We start from the raw sequence: 16,993 nt of genomic DNA on the forward strand, positions 1-16,993 counted from the left end.
ACGGCACTAGATGGCCTGGGGGAACCGGAACAGCCGGTCGGGGTCGTAGACGCGCCGGACCTGTTCCAGCCGGGGCAGGTTCGGCCCGTGGTACGCCTCGCGCCAGCCGTCGAGCTTCGGGTCGGCGTAGTTCTGGTACGCGCGGCCGCTCGCCCAGGGGCGCAGGTCGCGCCAGAGCCCGTCGAGCCAGTCCTGGTGCCGGGCGACCTCGGCGGCCGGCGCGGACTCGGGCCAGTAGACGAGGTACTGGGCCAGGAAGGCGCTGCCCCGGTGCGCGAACGCCGTCGCGGCGACCGGCACCCGGTTCAGGGCGCCCCCGCAGACCCCGTCGAACTGGACGACCCCGATCCCGCCCCGTGGCACGGCCCGCGGATAGCGCCGGACGGCGTCCAGGACGGCCTCGACGGCCGCCGGCGGGAGCCCGTCGCCGGTCCAGAAGTCGGAGCGGGCCGCGTAGGAGTCCCGGCCGAGCCGGCCCTGCGGGTCGCGGCCGGGCAGGGTCCCGGGGAGGCGGCACTGCGCGGCGCTCCGGTCCAGGCAGCCGGACAGGGCCCGCATGGTGTCCCCGTACCCGCGCACGTCGATCCGGCTGTCCCGGGGCGCCCGGCCGACCAGGTCGGACAGCCGGGTCAGCCGCGCCTCCAGCTCGCGGCGCCCGCCGTCCAGGCAGACCACGCGGACCGCGGGCACGGCCGGCCCGGACTCCGGACCGCCCTCGACGACGAACTCCACCTGGCTCCAGAACGGGTCCGGCAGCCCGGCCAGCCAGCGCTGCCAGCCGGCGAGCACGGCCGCGGAATCGCCCCCGGGCCAGTGCAGTTCGGCGACGGCGCAGTCCCCGACCCGGTGCGTAAGGAAGCGGAATTCGCTCACCACGCCGAAGTTCCCGCCGCCCGCCCCGCGCAGGGCCCAGAACAGCTCCGGATCGCGGTCGGCGTCCGCCTCGCGGACGACCCCGTCGGGGGTCACCACCAGGGCGCCCGTGAGCCGGTCGGCGGTCGCGCCGTACGCCCGCGCGGACAGCCCGAGCCCGCCGCCCAGCGTCAGCCCGGCGATGCCGACGGAGGGGCACAGTCCGGTCGGGATGGCCAGTCCGCGCCCGGCGAGGGCCGCGTTGACGTCGCCGAGGCGGGCCCCCGCCCCGATCCGTACGCCGGACCCCTCGACCGTGACGGCGGCCATGACCCCGGTGTCGACGACCAGCCCGGCGGCGCGGGTGGACCAGCCGGCGTAGCTGTGCCCACCGCCGCGCGGCACCACCGGGACGGTCGAGCGGCGGGCGAATCGCAGACAGACGGCCACGTCCCCGGCGTGCGCGGGGTAGACCACCGCCCCGGGCGCGACCGAGTCGTAGCGGGGCTGGAACAACTGCCGCGCCTCGGCGTACTCGCGCTCACCGGGCAGCACCACCCGCCCGTCGATGTCCCGCCCCAACGCGGAGAAGTCCGTCCCGCGCCGGCAGCCCCGCACCGGGCCGCCCCGCCCAGGGCCACCACCGCCCGGATCGGCGCCCCCGCTCCGCCCGCCGGCCCCGCCCGGCGCGGCCGCCCCGATGGTGGCGAGGACGGTCCCGGCGGCGCGTGCGAGGACCTGGCGGCGGTGGAGGCTCATCCCCCTTTCCTGCCACCGCCCGCGCCGATCGCCGCGAAGGCGGGCCCACACGCCCCGGCTTGCCCCCCGAACGGCCCACCCCGCGCGGCTCCCGCCGAGCCCCGGCCCGTCCGACGGGCGACGGGGTCCGGGCTAGCCGACCGGCTTGCGGGCCAGGAGGAACGCCTGAGGGCATTTCTCCTCGCCGACGGGTTCGCGGACCAGGCGGGCCACCTCCGCCAGGCCCGCTTCGTGGAGCTCGGCGGCGATCAGGGCGGGTGGGGTCACGTACACGTCGAGGTCGACCCGGTGTCCGTACGCGTGTTCCAGGCGGATCCGCCCGTCACCCGCCTCGAAGGCGACCAGGGCGTGGCCGCCCGGCGCCAGTACCCGGGCGAACTCCTCGAACAGCGACGGCAGTTCCCCCGGCGGGGTGTGGACGGTGGAGTACCAGGCGAGGAGCCCGCCCAGCACCCCGTCCGCGACGTCCAGCGCGGCCATCGAGCCCACCTCGAAGCGCAGCCCCGGATGGCTCCGGCGGGCCACCGCCACCATCGCCGGGGAGAGGTCGACGCCGAAGGCCCTTACCCCGAGCGCGTCCAGGTGCGCCGTCAGCAGGCCCGGACCGCAGCCCAGGTCCGCCACGGCTCTGCCCCCGCCGGCGGCGCCGCGCACGGCCTCGGCGAAAGCGGCCAGCATCGCCCGCTCCAGCGGCTTGCGGGCCAGGTCGCCGTTCGCGAGCCGGGCGTAGTCGACGGCGACGGCGTCGTAGGACGCCCGTACGGCATGCAGGTACGAGGTCTCGGTCATCCCCTCGACAGTAGCCCGCCGTCCAGCGGATTGGGCAGCTCCGTCCACTGATCGCCCGGAACACCGGGGCTCAGCCGCATCAGCGTCAGCGCCTTCGTCGGCAGCGCCCCGGTCAGCAGCGCCTCGGTGTCGGCGGTCGGCGCGAGACCCGCGACCGCTGCGCCGAGGTCCTCGGCCAGCGCCGCCGCCGAGCCCGCCGTCGCCCCGAGCGCCCCGGCCACCAGCGACCCGAACAGCTTGCGGCGCAGCACCGTCACGTCGTCCGTGACCAGCCGCCCGGACACCGGCGGCACCGGCAGCCCGTGCCGGGCGAGGCGGGCCGGGCTGATCCGGATGTCCGCGAGGTCGCGGTAGACCAGCCGGAGCGGGGCGCCGTCGGCGGAGAGCACCACGAGCAGGTTCTGGCCGTGTGCCTCCAGGGCCACGCCGAGGTCCAGCACCCGCAGGCACACGGCGAGCGCGAGACGGGCGAACCCGGCCCGCCACGCGGCCGATCGCGCGAGATCGGTACCGGCCAGCGCCGCCACCGGTACGACGCGCTCGCCCGCCCCCGCGTCGGCGTACAGCTCAGGCGGCTCGCGCAGCACGGCGGCCAGATCCGGGCTGTGCGCGGTGGCGGCGCCCAGGGTACGAGTGATGTGCAACCGCCCGTCGAGCCGCCCGGCCAGCGCCTCCGCGAAGGCGGAGACCGCGGCCGCCGTCTCGACCGAATACACGGAGATGTCCCGCACGGAGGAGGTCAGCCGGGTGCTCAGCGCCGTCTTCACGTGCGCGCCGCCCGCCACCGGCGCCAGGGTCCGCAGCGACATCAGCGGATGCGCCGCCACGGTGGCCCGCTGGAGCCCCTCGCCCTTGAGCACGTGCGCCGCCTGCCACGGGTGCACCGGGATCAGGATCCGCCCGTCGGCCCGCAGCTGCGCCGGCCAGCCGTCCGTCACCAGGCACTCCTCGGGCCGTACGGCGACCAGCCCGAGCTCCACGACCGGCCGGTGCTCCGGCGCGTACGCGAGCTGCTCGGCCACCGAGAATCCGGGCCGGGAACGGCAGTTGGGGTGGTACGGGTGCCCGTCGACGACCCGCTGCTCCCACTCCCGGGTGCTGCGCGCGGGCGTGTCGCCCGCCCCCGGCTGCCCGGCCCGCGACAGCGCGAGGGAGGCCGTACTGTCGTCCAGCTCGGCGGCGAACCCGTCGCCGTGCGCCACTCTCAGCGCCGTCAGCAGCCGCGCGGCCTGCCGGTACGGCCGACCGTCGAGCCGCACCTCACCGACCTGGGCCCCGGTCGCGTACGGGTCCGCGAGCGGGCCCTCCAGCCGGCCGCCCCCGGCCAGCCGCAGCGCCAGGGCGCCGGATCCGCGCTCGCGGCCGGCCACCCAGGGCAGAGGTTCGAAGGCCAGCGCCCGCCACAGCCGGGTCAGTACGGCCGCCCGCGCCCCGGGCAGGGCGGCGTCGTACGCGGATCCGAGCCCGGGCCGTACGCCGGCCAGCGCGGCGGCGACGGCTTCCTCGGCCGGGGAAGCGGGGACGTGCGTGCTGCGGTCCAGGGTCCTGGTCCTCTCACTCTCATCATTGCCTTACCCGATGATCGATGATGATCACCGAATGGATCGAACGGATCGAATGGAACCAGTGGACCTCAACGCCGCCGCCGACGCGTACGCCGCCGCCCCGCTGCTCAACTGCCTGCTCAGGGAGGCGGCCGAGCCGTCCGGTGAGCCCGGTGCGCACCGGCTGCGCGGCAGCGGCCGGATGCTCCGGGTGAGTGGCGGGCGCCGGCCCGCGCACCCCGAACTGCTCACGGCGGGCGGTTGGCGCCCGCTCGGCCCGGCCGAACTGGTCAAGGTCGTCTCCGACGAACTGCTGCTGTACACGGGCGCCTCCAACGACGAGCTGCCGTCGGAGATCGCCGACAGCCGCGACGCCCTCGCCGCGCTGCTGGCCGCCCGGGCGGAGGCGGAACCGCCCGCGGACCCGTACCTGCTCTCGGAGCAGTCGCTCGTGATGGGGCACCCGCACCACCCCGCCCCCAAGGCGCGGGGCGGGGCGCCCGCCGCGAGCTGGCTCCCGTACGCCCCGGAGGCCTTCGCCCGGTTCCCGCTGGTCTTCCTCGGGCTGCGCGAGGACCGGCTCGCCGAGGAGGGCGGCCCGGCCGCCGCCGAGGCCGTCGACTCCCTCGCCGCCGCCCTCGACGGGCCGCGCGCGCCCGCCGGTTACCGGCTGTTGCCCGCGCACCCCTGGCAGCTGGAGCTGGTCGGCGCCCGGCGTGAGGTGCGCGAGGCCTTCGCCGACGGGCGGCTGCTGCGGCTCGGCCCGACCCGGCTCCCGGCCTGGCCCACCGCCTCGATCCGGACCCTGTACGTCCCCGACCCGGCGGCCGACCTGTTCGTCAAGTTCAGCCTCGACGTCCGCATCACCAACGACGTGCGCCGGCTGTGGCGGCACGACCTGCTGAAACTCCGCCGCACCGACGCCGCCGTCGAGGCGGGCTTCGCCGAGCTGCGCCGCGCGGGCTCGAACGCGGTGTGGCTCGCCGACCGGGGGTACCGCACCGCGGACTTCGCCTTCGAGGAACTCGCCGTCCTGGTGCGCGACGGGCTGCGCGCGTGGGTCGAGCCCGGGGCCACGGCGCTGCTGGCCGCCGCGCTCGCGGAGGGGTTCGCGGGCAGCCCCGTGGACCGCACCGCCGACCCGGCCGCCTGGTGGCGGGCGTACCTGCGCCATGTCGTGCCCCCTGTGCTGGAACTCTTCGCCCGGCACGGCATCGTCTTGGAGGCGCACCTCCAGAACACCCTGGTCGCGGTCGACGCCGGGGGCATGCCGGTGCAGGCCCTCTTCCGCGATGCGGAGGGGGTGAAACTCCCGGCGGACCTGTCGCGCGCGGCGGCCTGGCAGCGGCTGGTGTACTGCCTGGTCGTCAACAACCTGGCGGAGGTGGGCGCGGCCCTCGCCGAGCGGAATCCGGACATGGTGGCGCGGGTGTGGCCCGCCGTCCGCGAGGAGTTCCTGCGCTACGACGCCGAGCGCGGCGGGCTCCCCGAGATCGCGCAACTGCTCGCCGGCCCCACCCTTCCGGCCAAGACGAACCTGCTGCTGCGATGGACCCGGGCGGACGGCGCGGACGCCCGCTACCTGCCGCTCCCGAACCCGCTGCGGGGGTAGGGGGCAGCCGTCCCGACCGGGAGGGATCCGGCCAACGTGCGCCGGGATCCCCGGCCGTCGGCTGCCGAAAGGTATAGACCAATGTTAGGTTGGTCGGGCAGACCGCGCATTCCTTGACCGCCCGTCAGAGGAGAAGCCATGCCCGCCCCTTCGCGGAACGGCGGCCCGGCCGCCATGCCCAAGTACCAGCGGATCGCCGCAGCGCTGCGCCACGATCTCGACCGCGCCGCGCACACCCCCGGCGGCAGACTGCCCTCCGAACGCACGCTGGCGGCACGCTACGAGGTCAACCGGCAGACCATCCGGGCCGCCCTCCAACAGCTCCGGGAGGACGGCCTGGTCGTCACCGGCCGCCGGGGCACCCGCCCGTCGGCGACGCTCCTCCCGGTCCCGTCCCGGGCCCTCGCCTCCCCGGTCGTCGGCCCGGCCGCCGGGGTCGTGGCGCAGAGCCGGCTGAACCTCGTCACGGTGCCGCCCTCGCTCGCCGCCCTGCTCCACATGCGGGGCGGGGAGCGCACCCTGGTCCACCACCGCCGCGAACGCGGCCCGGCGGGGGAGACCCTCCAGCACGCGGTCACCTACCTCTGCCCGCAGTTGGTCGCCCGGACCCCCGAACTGGCGGGATTGCGCGACCGGACGGCGACGGCCGCCCTCGCCGACGAGGGCCTCGCACCGCTGCACCGCTGGCTGGAGCGGGCCGCGGCGGGCGCCCGGGTCGCCGAGACCGTCACGATGACCCGCACCAGCGACCCGTACGCGGCCGCCCCCACCTGTGGACTCACCGTCCGGCGGACCCTGCACGACGGCGCCGGGCGGCTGATCGCCGTCACCGACCTGGCGTTCCCCACCTGGGACCGGCTCACCATCCACCGCGACCGCGCCGCCACCGGGTTCCGCGTCACGCAGGACTCCTGACGCGGCCGCCCCCGCGAGGCCCTTGGGTAGGGTGACGCGACGGTTTTCCGGAAGCGGACGAGGGTGAAGAGGATGACGAAGACCACGCGACGGTTCCCGGTGCGCGCGGCCGCACTGCTCTGCCTGGCGGGCGCCCTGGTCACGGGCTGCAGCGGCGGCGCGGACGGCGGCGGCGGCGACGGCAGACCGGACGCGGCCGGCCAAGCCGCGCTCGCCGCCGACGCCGTCCCCGACAAGGTGCGGATCGCGGAGAACGTGAAGTCCGCCCTGGAGGTGCGGATCTCCACGGGCGAGGGCCGGTTCGGCAGCGGCACCAACTCCCCGTGCGCGACCTCCTCGCCCCGTGTGTTCACCGAGGAGTGCGGGGAGGCGGCCGACTACACCCGGGAGGCCGCCCGCTTCGCCCTGGACGAGATCGACGGCCGCTCGGGCTTCGCCACGCTCGGCAACGCCGCCCGCAAACTGGACAAGGCGGCCGCCGCCTACCGCGACCTCGGCTGCGCGAAGGCGCCGTCCGCCGCGGCCGCCCGCAAGGCCTGCCTGGACCCGGCGGCCGTCGTCGCCCAGGGCTTCCCCGACCTCCGGAGCGGCGCCAACAAGGGCCTCGCCGGAAAGTAGCGTAAATCACACGTTCTTTGACGTATAAGACGAAAGGGTCCACCATCTACGGCAGTCAAGGTCCCGCGCCGCAAGCCGACAAGCCCAAGGAGCGAACCCCATGCCGGCCCCTGCCTCTTCTTCCCGTACCGCCGACCCCGTCCATACCGCCGACCCCGTCCATACCGCTCCCGCGAGCCTGCCCCGCCCCCGCCGCCCGCACACCGAGGCCGCCCGGATCGCGGGCCTGCCCCGCATCGACGAGCCCCGCGAGGTGGCCCCCGCGGACGCGAGGGAACTGTCGAGGGTCTTCTTCCGGCGGCTCCGCGAGCTGACCGAGGGCACGGCGGAGCACAAGTACGTCCGCGACACCCTCATTGAGATGAACGCCTCACTCGTCCAGTACGCGGTGCGCCGCTTCCGGGCCCGTGGTGACGGAGGCGACATCGAGGACATCGTCCAGGTCGGCACGATCGGCCTGATCAAGGCGATCGACCGGTTCGACCCGGCCTTGGAGAACGAGTTCTCCACCCTCGCCATGCCGTACATCACAGGCGAGATCAAACGGCACTTCCGCGACACCTCCTGGGCCGTCCGCGTCCCGCGCCGCCTCCAGGAGCTCCGCATCGACATCGCGAAGGCGAAGGAAGAGCTGACCGTCCTGCTCGACCGCTCACCGACGGTCGCCGACCTCGGCGAGCGCCTCGGCCTGGCGGACGAGGAGGTCATAGAGGGTCTCGTCGCCGCCAACGGCCACACCAGCGGGTCCCTCGACGCCCCGCACGCCGAGTACGGCGACGCCCGCGGCCTCGCCGAGGGGCGCACCCTCGCCGACGTCATGGGCGAGGAGGAGCCCGCACTGGAGCTGGTCGAGGACGTCCAGACGCTGGCCCCGCTGCTGGAGCAGCTCAGCGACCGCGAGCGCAGCATGCTGCGGATGCGGTTCGGCGAGGAGCTGACCCAGGCCCAGATCGGCGCCGCCCTCGGCATCTCCCAGATGCAGGTGTCCCGCCTGCTGGCCCGGATCCTGGCCCACCTGCGCGCCTCGCTGCTGGCGGAGCCCGCCCCCGACCCGGTCGACCCGTCGGCGTGAGGTGGATCACTTAACCGTTTGCGGAGGTTAAGACCGGGCAGTCGGGCCCATGGAGCGGACCTCGCCCTGGCCACGAAACGGCCGGCGCGGGGGCGGGCGGATCCCGCGCCGCTCCACGGGCCGCCCGGCCACCGAGGCCGGGCGCGCGCCGTATCCGGTACGACCCGCGAGGTGTATGTGTCCACGCTCCAGGCCGAGCACGTGTACAAGGTGTTCGGCAGACACCCCGACGAGACGGCGGCCGCCGTCCGCACGCTCCAGAACGGCGCGAGCCGCGAGGAGCTGCGCGCCGAGGGAACCACGGCCGCCGTCATCGACGCCTCCTTCAACGTCGAGCCCGGCCAGATCTTCGTCGTCATGGGTCTGTCCGGATCCGGCAAGTCCACCCTGCTGCGCATGCTCAACGGACTGCTGGAGCCCACCTCGGGGCGCATCCTCTTCGACGGCCAGGACCTCACCGCGCTCAGCCCGCGTGAACTGCGCCACGTCCGCTCCACCAAGATCAGCATGGTGTTCCAGCACTTCGCGCTGTTCCCGCACCGCGACGTCCTGGACAACGCCGCCTACGGACTGGAGGTCCAGGGTGTCCCCCGGGCCGAGCGCGAACGGCGCGCCGCCGAGGCGCTGGCGCTGTGCGGGCTCGGCGGCTGGGAGAAGTCCTGGCCCGACGAGCTCTCCGGCGGCATGCAGCAGCGCGTCGGCCTCGCCCGCGCGCTGGCCACCGACGCCGACCTCCTCCTGATGGACGAGTCCTTCAGCGCCCTCGACCCGCTGATCCGCCGCGACATGCAGGACCAGCTGCTCGAACTCCAGCGGCGCCTGAAGAAGACCATCGTCTTCATCACCCACGACCTCAACGAGGCCATGCGCCTCGGCGACGGCATCGCCGTCATGCGCGACGGCCGCATCGTCCAGCAGGGCACCGCCGAGGACATCCTCATCCGCCCCGCCGACGACTACGTCGCCTCCTTCATCCAGGACGTCGACCGCTCCCGGGTCCTGACGGCCGACGCCGTCATGGAGGAGCCGGAACCGGCCGCGGACGCCTGCGACTGCCCCACCGTGAGCGCCGACACCCCGCTCGCCGACCTGTGCGCGGTCAGCGCCCGCGTCCCGCACGCCGTGGCCGTCACCGGAGCCGACGGCTCCGTCATCGGCTCCGTGCCGCAGGACCGCCTCATCGCCTTCATCGGTGACGAACAACGGCCCCCGATGTACTGCGCGGAGGTGGCCGCCTGATGCCCCGCCTGAACCTCGGCTCCTGGGTCGACAGCGGAGTCGACTTCCTCCAGCGCCACCTGTCCTGGCTGTTCGACGCCGTCAGCGCGGTCGTGACCGGCCTCTACGACGGCATCGACGCCGTGCTGTCCGCCCCCGCCCCGCTGCTGCTCGCCGGCATCCTCGCCGTCGCCGCCTGGTGGCTGCGCGGACTCCTGGCCGCCCTCCTCGCCTTCGCCGGGTTCGCCCTCGTGGACTCCGTCGGCCTGTGGGGCGAGGCCATGTCCACGCTGTCCCTGGTGCTCGTCGCGACCCTGATCACCCTGGTGTTCGCGGTCCCGCTGGGCATCTGGGCGTCCCGCTCCGACCGGGTCAGCGCCGTACTGCGGCCCGTCCTGGACTTCATGCAGACCATGCCGGCCATGGTCTACCTGATCCCCGGCATCATCTTCTTCGGGGTGGGCGTGGTGCCCGGCATCATCGCGACCATCATCTTCTCGCTGCCGCCGGGCGTACGGATGACCGAGCTCGGCATCCGCCAGGTCGACGCGGAACTCGTCGAGGCCGCCGACGCCTTCGGTACGACCCCGCGCGACACCCTGGTCCGCGTCCAGCTCCCGCTGGCCCTGCCCACGATCATGGCGGGCGTCAACCAGGTCATCATGCTCGGCCTGTCCATGGTCGTCATCGCCGGCATGGTCGGCGGCGGCGGTCTCGGCGGCGCCGTCTACAAGGCCATCGGCAACGTGGACATCGGCCTCGGCTTCGAGGCGGGCATCTCCATCGTCATCCTCGCCATGTACCTGGACCGGATGACCGGCGCGCTCGGCCGCCAGGTCTCCCCGCTCGGCCGCCGCGCCCTCGCCAAGGCGCGGGCCGGCGCGAGCGGCGCCGCCAAGCTGTGGAACCACCGCCCCCAGCCGGCCTACGCCATCGCCGGAGCCCTCGTCCTCGCCCTCGTCGCGGGCGGCCTGAACACCTTCGGCCCCGGCCCCGCCGAGACCAAGGCCGGCGGGCTCGACAACGTCGGCAAGGGCCGCGAGATCAGCCTCGGCTACATCCCCTGGGACGAGGGCATCGCCTCCACCTTCCTGTGGAAGGAGCTCCTGGAGCGCCGCGGCTTCGAGGTCGAGGCCCGCCAGCTGGAGCTCGGCGCGCTCTTCACCGGCCTCGCGGGCGGCCAGGTCGACTTCCAGACCGACGCCTGGCTGCCGGTCACCCAGGCCCAGTACTGGGAGAAGTACGGGAACAAGCTGGACGACCTCGGCTCCTGGTACGGCCCCACCTCCCTGGAGCTGTCCGTCCCCTCGTACATGAAGGACGTGAAGTCCCTCGCCGACCTCAAGGGCAAGGGCGCGCAGTTCAAGGGGCGGATCATCGGCATCGAGCCCAGCGCCGGCGCGATGGGCCTCCTGAAGGACAAGGTGCTGCCCGCCTACGGGCTCGACGGCGAGTACAAGGTCGTCGACGGTTCGACCCCCGGCATGCTCGCCGAACTCAAGCGGGCCTACGACAAGCAGGAGCCGGTCGCGGTCGTGCTGTGGTCCCCGCACTGGGCGTACGCCTCGTACGACCTGCGCAAGCTCGAAGACCCCCAGGGCGTCTGGGGCAAGGGCGACGGCATCCACACCCTCGCCCGCAAGGGCTTCGCCGACGACGAGCCCGAAGTGGCCCGGTGGCTGCGCTCGTTCAAGCTGACCGAGGCCCAGCTGACCGGCCTGGAGGCGAAGATCCAGGAGACCGGCAAGGGCAAGGAGCAGCAGGCGGTCCGCGCCTGGCTCGCCGAGCATCCCGAGGTCGCCGAGATGGCGTGAGCGGGTGCGGGCGAACGCACCGGCGCCGGCGCGCGGCAGGGCCTGTACGGTCCTGCGCGCGCCGGCGCCTTCGCGTTCCCGGCGCCCGGCGGCCGCTCAGCCCACCGGCACGGGCCGCTCCTCCTCGGCGCGGTGAGCCGTGCGGTCCGCACGGCGGGGCCGCACCGGCCACCAGATCGACCGGCCCAGCAGCGCCGCCAGCGCCGGCACCAGCACGATCGACAGGACGAACGCGGACAGCGTGATCCCCAGCGCCGTGGCGAAGCCGATCTCCTGGGTGCCCGGGGCCGGGTTGACGGCCAGGCTCCCGAACGAGGCGGCCAGCACCAGGCCCGCCGTCGCGATCGCCGGAGCGGTGTGCCGTACCGCCCGGGCCACGGCCGCCCGGGCCGGACCGGGCTTCTCCATCTCCTCCCGTATCCGGTCGCTGATCAGGATGTTGTAGTCGGTGCCCAGCGCGACCACGAACAGGAACAGCACCAGCGGCAGCATGAAGTTCACCCCCGGCCGGTCCAGCAGGTTCTGCGAGACCAGCGCCGACGCGCCGAGGGTCGCCGCGAAGCCCAGACCGACGGAGACCATCAGGACCAGCGGCGCGAGCAGGCTGCGCAGCAGCAGGAGCAGGATCAGCGAGATCAGCCCCGCGGCCACCGGGAAGACCACCAGCAGGTCGCCGGAGACGGCGGAGGAGATGTCGGCGAAGAGCGCGGCCGTGCCTCCCACGTGCGCCTCGGTCCCCTCGGGCCGGTGCGCGGACACCGCGTCCCGGACCGGTCCGGACACCAGGTCGCGGGCCTGCTGCCCCTGCGGATCGGCGGTCAGGAACAGGTCGATCCGCGCCGCCCGGCCGTCCTCGCTGGGCACGGCCGGGGCGACCTGGCCGACACCGCCGACCGCCGCCAGCGCCTCGGACAGACCGCCCAGCCCCTTGGAGTCGAGGCTGCCGCCGTCGGAGGCGGTGACGAACACCGTGGTGGGGTCGGACACCCCGGCCGGCAGGGCGCGTGAGATCTCGGCCGCCGTGCGCGCCGCCGCCGTACCCGTGTCGCCCGAGCCGCCCTGGCCGTAGTCCGTGTGCATCCCGGACAGGCCCGCCGCCAGCGCGCCGAGCAGCGCCAGCGAGGCGAGCACCATCGTCACCGGACGCTTCGCCACCCGGCGGCCCATCCGCCCGGCCAGCCCCTCCGGGGGCTCGCGGCGCAGGGCGCGGGAGGGCCAGAACATCTTCCGCCCGGTGACGGCCAGCAGCGCCGGCATCAGCGTGAGACTGCCCAGCAGCATCACCAGTACGGACACGGCGATCGCCGGGCCGAGCACCCGGAACTGGCCGAAGCTCGCGACCCCGAGGGTGGAGAACGCGGCGACGATCGTCAGTGCCGCGGAGGTGACCGCCGTACCCACCCGGCCGGCGACCTCGGCCGCCGCGGCGCGCCCGGTCTGATCGGGCCGGGCGCGCAGCTGCTCACGGAAGCGGAACAGCAGGAAGAGGAAGTAGTCGATGCCGATCCCGATCAGCACCACGCTGATCAACTGCGGGGTGGAGGCGTCGAGTCGCACGCCGGTGAGCAGGGAGGCGCCGACGACCACTCCGGCGGCCGCGCCGCCGATCACCGACACCACGAGCAGCGGCAGCAGCGCCGCGAGGAGGCTGCGGAAGACCAGGACGTGCAGCAGCACGATCACCGCGAGCATGGCGATGCCGACGATCTTCGAACGGGTCTTCTCGGCATCGGCGGTGTCCACGCTGTCCGCGAGCCCGGCCGTGAACCCGGTCCGCAGCCCGGCCTCGGCGAACTCGGCCCGGGCGTGGTCCCGGAAGGCCCGGTACAGGTCCTGCATCCCGGGATCCATGGGATTGCCGGTCAGTTCGACCGACAGCAGCCGGAAGGTCCGGTCCGGCGCCGTCATCGCCGGGCTGACCCGGGGGACCTGCGAATGGTCCTCGGTGAAGGGCGGCGTCTCCTGCGTCTTCGGCATCGCCACCTCGCGCCGGGCGAGCTTCGCGGCCTCGGCGTCGATCCGCCGCTCGTCGGCGTCGGACAGCTTCGCCCCGTCCGCCCGGGCCACCAGCACGGTGAGCGGGTTGGCGTCGGGCTTGACGCCGAAATGCTCCTCGGCGACCTTCAGCGCGGCAGCCGAATCGTAGGTGGCGGGCAGGAACTCGCCCGCACTGGGCTGGGTGGCGCGGAAGACGAAGGCCTGGCCGAGGATGGTCATGGCGATGCCCAGTACCGCCCACAGGGCGATGACCTTCCAGGGACTTCGGGTGGCGAAGCCGGTCAGGGCGCGGATCACGGGGTCCTCCGTAACTCGATCGACCGGGGGTTCCCGGACGTTGTCCAGCTCATCAGCGGCCGCGCCCCGAAACGTCGTGGCGGAGGAGGAACCCGCACCCGGGACCGGGGTCCGGCGCACCCCCCTGACCAGGACCGCGGTCCTGGTCAGGGCTCCACCTGCGGGCCCCGCGCCCGCTCCGTCGCCGCTGCGAGAATGGTTCTCGTACGCGCACCGCGGCGCCCCGGGTACGGATCCGGCGGGCCGGTGACGGAGGGGGACCGGCGGACATGCCGATACACAGCGGGAGCCGGGCCGGGGTGAAGGAGCGCCGGCCGGCCTTCGACTGGACCCGCAACGACGCACTCGTGGCCATCGGGGCCGCCGTGACCGACCTGATCGGCTATTCGCTCGGCGCCGCGGACGACGGTCGGCCCCTCACCGTGACGGCCCTCGTCCTCGTGGTCCTGGTCGCGCCCTGCCTGCTGGCCCGCAGGGTCTGGCCGGTGACCGTGCTCTGCGCCGTCCTCGCCCTCGGCGCGGCGCTGAACCTGACCACGCCCCAGGGCCCGCACTTCTCCGCCGGGTACATGGTCGCGCTGTACACCGTGACCCGCCTGCGCGGCCGGTCGGTCACGGCGGCCGCCGCCCTCGCGACCGTGACGGTGACGGTGATCGGCCGAGGCTACGGCGAACCGGCCGTTCTCACCGGCCTGCTCGGCAACACGGTCGCGGTCGTCCTCGTCGTCGGCACCGGACTGGTGGTCCAGCGCTGGCAGCAGGAGGCCGAGGCGAAGCGGACCCTGCTGGCCGACCGGGCGGTGGCGGAGGAACGCCGCCGGATCGCCCGCGAGCTGCACGACATCGTGGCCCACCACATCACCACCATGCAGTTGATGGCCGGCGGCGCCCGGGCCAACCTGGCGCACGACCCGGGAGCGGCCCGCGAGGCCCTGGTCACCCTGGAGGACTCCGGGCGGATGGCGCTGCGCGAGATGCGCCAACTCCTGGACGTCCTGCGGGCCGGGGAGGAGCCGGAGCAGGTCCCGCCGGCGCCGCAGCCCGGCACCGGGGACCTCGGCCGGATCATCACCGAGTCCCGGCTGGCCGGCACGCCCACCGAGTTCACCGTCCGGGGCACGGCCCGCCCGCTGCCGCCGACCGTCGGTCTGACGGTGTTCCGGATCGTCCAGGAGGCGCTGACCAACGCCCGCAAGCACGCCGGCGGCGCGCGGGCCCGGGTGTGGCTGACGTACCGTCCGGACGGCGTCGACGTGGAGGTACGGGACGACGGAGCGGGCGCCCGCCCGGCGCCTTCGCGGCCGGCCGCCGGCAGCGGGTACGGTCTGATCGGAATGCGGGAACGCGTCGCCCTGCAAGGCGGCACTCTGGAGGCCGGCGCGTGCGACGGCGGCGGGTTCAGGGTGTCGGCCCGGCTCCCGGCGGGCGGGGACCCGGGGGGAGAGCGAGAGGACCGCCGCGGATGATCCGTGTACTCATAGCCGACGACCAGCCGCTGGTACGGCGGGGCCTGGCCCTGATCCTGGCGCCCGACCCGGCGTTCGAGGTGGTGGGCGAGGCCGAGGACGGCGCCCGGGCCGTCGCCCTGGCCCACGAGCTGCGGCCCGACGTGGTCGTCATGGACATCCGGATGCCGGTCCTCGACGGGGTCAAGGCCACCGAGGAACTGGCGCGGACGCTGCCCGCGTCCCGGGTGCTCGCCCTCAGCACCTTCGACATGGACGAGTACGTGGTCGCCGCTCTGCGCGCCGGCGCGTACGGCTTCCTCCCCAAGGACATCTCCCCGGAGGAACTCATCGCCGCGGTCCACACCGTCCACACCGGCGAGGCGGCCGTCGCACCCCGGCTGCTCACCCGGCTGATCTCCACCTACGTACGGGCCTCCGCCGCCCGGCCGCGCCCGCCGGCCGAGGCTCCGGCCGGCCTCACGCCGCGCGAGCTGGAGATCTGGCAGCTGCTGGCGACCGGGTTCGACAACGCCGAGATCGCCGGGAACCTGGACATCAGCGTCTCCACGGTCAAGAACCACATCACCGGCATCTTCGCCAAACTGGGCGTCCGCGACCGCGCCCAGGCGGTCATCGCCGCGTACGAATCGGGCCTGGTGGCCGCCGGCCGCGGGAGCGGTTGATCACCAAGTGCCCGCAGAGGACCGGAATCCCCCTGGTGACCCTACCTCTGACCAGCCGGAACACTGGACGATTCGCCCGTGCGCGGCGGGGGCCGTCCATGGCACAGTCTCAGCAGCACCACCGCCGGACCAGGGAGCACCGATGCGCGATCCGCACCCCACGCCGAGGCTGACGGCCGCCCCGGAGTACGCGCCCGAGCACGCCCCGGAGCATCCGCCGGAGCCGGGCCCGCTGCCCCGCTGCCCGGTCTGCGCCCACCTGCCGGAACGTATCTCCTGGCGCCAGCGACCGGGCCGGCCCGTCCTCCTGGTCTTCGACCCCTGCGGCCACCGCCACACCTCCCCGGCCCCACCGCTCCTCGCGGTCACCCCGCCGCGCTAGCCCGGCTCACGCCCGGCGCGCCACCGCCAGGTCGACCACGTACCGCTCCTCGATCCACCCGTCGGGGAACAGGCCGGCCAGCCGGCGCCGCTCGGCGGCGAGGAAGGCGTCCGTGCCGGGTTCGCCGATCAGGAACAGGGAGTGCGTGGACAGCTTGGCCAGGTGACGCTCCACGGTGACCCGGCGCGACCACGGCAGCAGCCGGTTCCCGAACTCCAGGCCGCCCCGCGAGCGCGGCCGCTCGTTGATGTACCAGCCGGGACCGAAACGCTCCTCGATCCGCGCGTGCTGGTCGGCGATCCACCCGACGCGCAGGTCCGGGTCGTTCGACCAGACGGCCAGCGCGCCACCGGGCCGCAGCACCCGCAGGGCCTCGGGCACCGAGCGGCCGGGGTCCGTCCAGTGCCACGACTGGGCGTACGTGAGCAGGTCGAGCGAACCCGTCGCGAGCGGCAGCCGGTTGCCGTCCCCGCGTACGAGGGGGACGCGCGGGTTGCGGCGCCGGAACTCGGCGGCCATCCCCTCACCCGGCTCCACGGCGACCACCCGGGCCCCGCGGGCGGCCAGCGGCGCGGTCGCGATCCCGGTGCCCGCCCCGACGTCCGCGACCCGGGCGCCGCGCACCTCCAGCCCCGCGAGCTCCGCCAGCGCATCGAACAGCGCCGGCGGGTATGCGGGCCGGTGCTCGCCGTAGCGGGCGGCCGCTGAACTGAACGAGCGGGCCCGGTCGTCAGGCGTGACGTCCATGGCGGCCCGTCAGTCGCCCGCCGGGGTCACGACCTTGATGACCTCGACCTTCTTGTCCCCACCGGCGGCTGCCCGCGGCCCGGAGGCGGAGCCCAGCCCCACGACGGCGGCGAGCGCGACGGTGGCGATGGCGGCGGCTGCCACCCGCTGTCGGTCCATGGTCCCCCCAGATGCTCCGGCCGGTACGTCCCGGCAGGCTCTCAGCCCGCCACCCTTTCCCGCAACAGGTCCGGGGAACTTCCGGG

Annotated in this window: 15 protein-coding genes; 9 read left to right on the forward strand and 6 right to left on the reverse strand. The window is 74.6% G+C overall.

Annotated elements, in window-relative coordinates; all coding sequences use genetic code 11:
* Positions 1-6: 6 nt before the first annotated feature.
* From OG982_RS29460 to OG982_RS29470, 3 genes are all read right to left on the reverse strand, one after another.
* Positions 7-1,611: an FAD-binding oxidoreductase gene (locus OG982_RS29460; protein ID WP_266781593.1), complete on the reverse strand. Its 1,605-nt coding sequence runs from the start codon at positions 1,609-1,611 to the stop codon at positions 7-9.
* A gap of 132 nt (positions 1,612-1,743) precedes the next feature.
* Positions 1,744-2,400, reverse strand: a complete 657-nt coding sequence (locus OG982_RS29465) for a class I SAM-dependent methyltransferase (protein ID WP_266781591.1) — start codon at positions 2,398-2,400, stop codon at positions 1,744-1,746.
* Positions 2,397-3,941, reverse strand: a complete 1,545-nt coding sequence (locus tag OG982_RS29470) for an IucA/IucC family protein (RefSeq protein WP_266791632.1) — start codon at positions 3,939-3,941, stop codon at positions 2,397-2,399. Before OG982_RS29470 ends, OG982_RS29465 begins: the two co-directional genes overlap by 4 nt.
* 58 nt (positions 3,942-3,999) lie before the next feature.
* On the opposite strand from OG982_RS29470, the gene OG982_RS29475 reads away from it, so the two are divergent.
* The 6 genes from OG982_RS29475 to OG982_RS29500 all read left to right on the forward strand — a co-directional run bounded on the left by OG982_RS29475 (position 4,000) and on the right by OG982_RS29500 (position 11,193).
* A complete protein-coding gene (locus tag OG982_RS29475; protein WP_266781589.1) occupies positions 4,000-5,556 on the forward strand; it encodes an IucA/IucC family siderophore biosynthesis protein in 1,557 nt (518 codons plus the stop codon).
* A 138-nt stretch (positions 5,557-5,694) separates the two neighbouring features.
* Entirely contained in the window at positions 5,695-6,471 is a 777-nt protein-coding gene (locus OG982_RS29480) for a GntR family transcriptional regulator (protein ID WP_266781587.1), read from the forward strand.
* Between the two features lie 72 nt (positions 6,472-6,543).
* On the forward strand, positions 6,544-7,089 hold the full coding sequence (locus tag OG982_RS29485; protein ID WP_266781585.1) for a hypothetical protein: 546 nt from the start codon (positions 6,544-6,546) through the stop codon (positions 7,087-7,089).
* Positions 7,090-7,189: 100 nt separating this feature from the next.
* Entirely contained in the window at positions 7,190-8,161 is a 972-nt protein-coding gene (locus OG982_RS29490; RefSeq protein WP_266781583.1) for a SigB/SigF/SigG family RNA polymerase sigma factor, read from the forward strand.
* 177 nt (positions 8,162-8,338) lie between these two features.
* A complete protein-coding gene (locus OG982_RS29495; protein WP_266791630.1) occupies positions 8,339-9,400 on the forward strand; it encodes a glycine betaine/L-proline ABC transporter ATP-binding protein in 1,062 nt (353 codons plus the stop codon).
* On the forward strand, positions 9,400-11,193 hold the full coding sequence (locus tag OG982_RS29500; protein ID WP_266781581.1) for an ABC transporter permease/substrate binding protein: 1,794 nt from the start codon (positions 9,400-9,402) through the stop codon (positions 11,191-11,193). Before OG982_RS29495 ends, OG982_RS29500 begins: the two co-directional genes overlap by 1 nt.
* Positions 11,194-11,289: 96 nt before the next feature.
* On the opposite strand, the gene OG982_RS29505 is transcribed toward OG982_RS29500, so the two are convergent.
* Complete coding sequence (locus tag OG982_RS29505) at positions 11,290-13,488, reverse strand: MMPL family transporter (RefSeq protein WP_266949822.1); 2,199 nt, start codon at positions 13,486-13,488, stop codon at positions 11,290-11,292.
* Between the two features lie 269 nt (positions 13,489-13,757).
* Between OG982_RS29505 and OG982_RS29510 the strand changes: the two genes are divergently transcribed.
* From OG982_RS29510 to OG982_RS29520, 3 genes are all read left to right on the forward strand, one after another.
* Entirely contained in the window at positions 13,758-14,954 is a 1,197-nt protein-coding gene (locus OG982_RS29510) for a sensor histidine kinase (protein WP_266781577.1), read from the forward strand.
* Positions 14,951-15,619 carry a response regulator transcription factor gene (locus tag OG982_RS29515; protein ID WP_266781575.1) on the forward strand — a complete coding sequence of 223 codons (669 nt, stop codon included), beginning with the start codon at positions 14,951-14,953 and terminating at the stop codon, positions 15,617-15,619. The genes OG982_RS29510 and OG982_RS29515 overlap by 4 nt, the downstream gene beginning before the upstream one ends.
* A gap of 142 nt (positions 15,620-15,761) precedes the next feature.
* Positions 15,762-16,001 (forward strand): hypothetical protein, encoded by a 240-nt coding sequence (locus OG982_RS29520; protein ID WP_266781573.1) that lies wholly within the window; start codon positions 15,762-15,764, stop codon positions 15,999-16,001.
* A gap of 6 nt (positions 16,002-16,007) precedes the next feature.
* Here OG982_RS29520 and OG982_RS29525 read toward each other — a convergent pair whose 3' ends face one another.
* Together OG982_RS29525 and OG982_RS29530 are read right to left on the reverse strand one after the other, a co-directional pair.
* Positions 16,008-16,748: a class I SAM-dependent methyltransferase gene (locus OG982_RS29525; protein ID WP_266781571.1), complete on the reverse strand. Its 741-nt coding sequence runs from the start codon at positions 16,746-16,748 to the stop codon at positions 16,008-16,010.
* 9 nt (positions 16,749-16,757) lie between these two features.
* Complete coding sequence (locus tag OG982_RS29530) at positions 16,758-16,907, reverse strand: hypothetical protein (protein WP_266781569.1); 150 nt, start codon at positions 16,905-16,907, stop codon at positions 16,758-16,760.
* Between the last annotated feature and the right edge of the window lie 86 nt (positions 16,908-16,993).

Origin of the sequence: Streptomyces sp. NBC_01551 (assembly GCF_026339935.1) — a bacterium.
Classification (GTDB): domain Bacteria; phylum Actinomycetota; class Actinomycetes; order Streptomycetales; family Streptomycetaceae; genus Streptomyces.

What these genes read in the sequence shown, in the direction of transcription:
- OG982_RS29480 (WP_266781587.1), top strand. Translation starts at nt 5,695, where the DNA reads ATGCCCGCCCCTTCGCGGAACGGCGGCCCGGCCGCCATGCCCAAGTAC.
- OG982_RS29490 (WP_266781583.1), top strand. Translation starts at nt 7,190, where the DNA reads ATGCCGGCCCCTGCCTCTTCTTCCCGTACCGCCGACCCCGTCCATACC.
- OG982_RS29510 (WP_266781577.1), top strand. Translation starts at nt 13,758, where the DNA reads ATGCCGATACACAGCGGGAGCCGGGCCGGGGTGAAGGAGCGCCGGCCG.
- OG982_RS29465 (WP_266781591.1), bottom strand. Translation starts at nt 2,400, where the DNA reads ATGACCGAGACCTCGTACCTGCATGCCGTACGGGCGTCCTACGACGCC.
- OG982_RS29530 (WP_266781569.1), bottom strand. Translation starts at nt 16,907, where the DNA reads ATGGACCGACAGCGGGTGGCAGCCGCCGCCATCGCCACCGTCGCGCTC.
- OG982_RS29525 (WP_266781571.1), bottom strand. Translation starts at nt 16,748, where the DNA reads ATGGACGTCACGCCTGACGACCGGGCCCGCTCGTTCAGTTCAGCGGCC.
- OG982_RS29475 (WP_266781589.1), top strand. Translation starts at nt 4,000, where the DNA reads ATGGATCGAACGGATCGAATGGAACCAGTGGACCTCAACGCCGCCGCC.
- OG982_RS29515 (WP_266781575.1), top strand. Translation starts at nt 14,951, where the DNA reads ATGATCCGTGTACTCATAGCCGACGACCAGCCGCTGGTACGGCGGGGC.
- OG982_RS29460 (WP_266781593.1), bottom strand. Translation starts at nt 1,611, where the DNA reads ATGAGCCTCCACCGCCGCCAGGTCCTCGCACGCGCCGCCGGGACCGTC.
- OG982_RS29520 (WP_266781573.1), top strand. Translation starts at nt 15,762, where the DNA reads ATGCGCGATCCGCACCCCACGCCGAGGCTGACGGCCGCCCCGGAGTAC.
- OG982_RS29500 (WP_266781581.1), top strand. Translation starts at nt 9,400, where the DNA reads ATGCCCCGCCTGAACCTCGGCTCCTGGGTCGACAGCGGAGTCGACTTC.
- OG982_RS29485 (WP_266781585.1), top strand. Translation starts at nt 6,544, where the DNA reads ATGACGAAGACCACGCGACGGTTCCCGGTGCGCGCGGCCGCACTGCTC.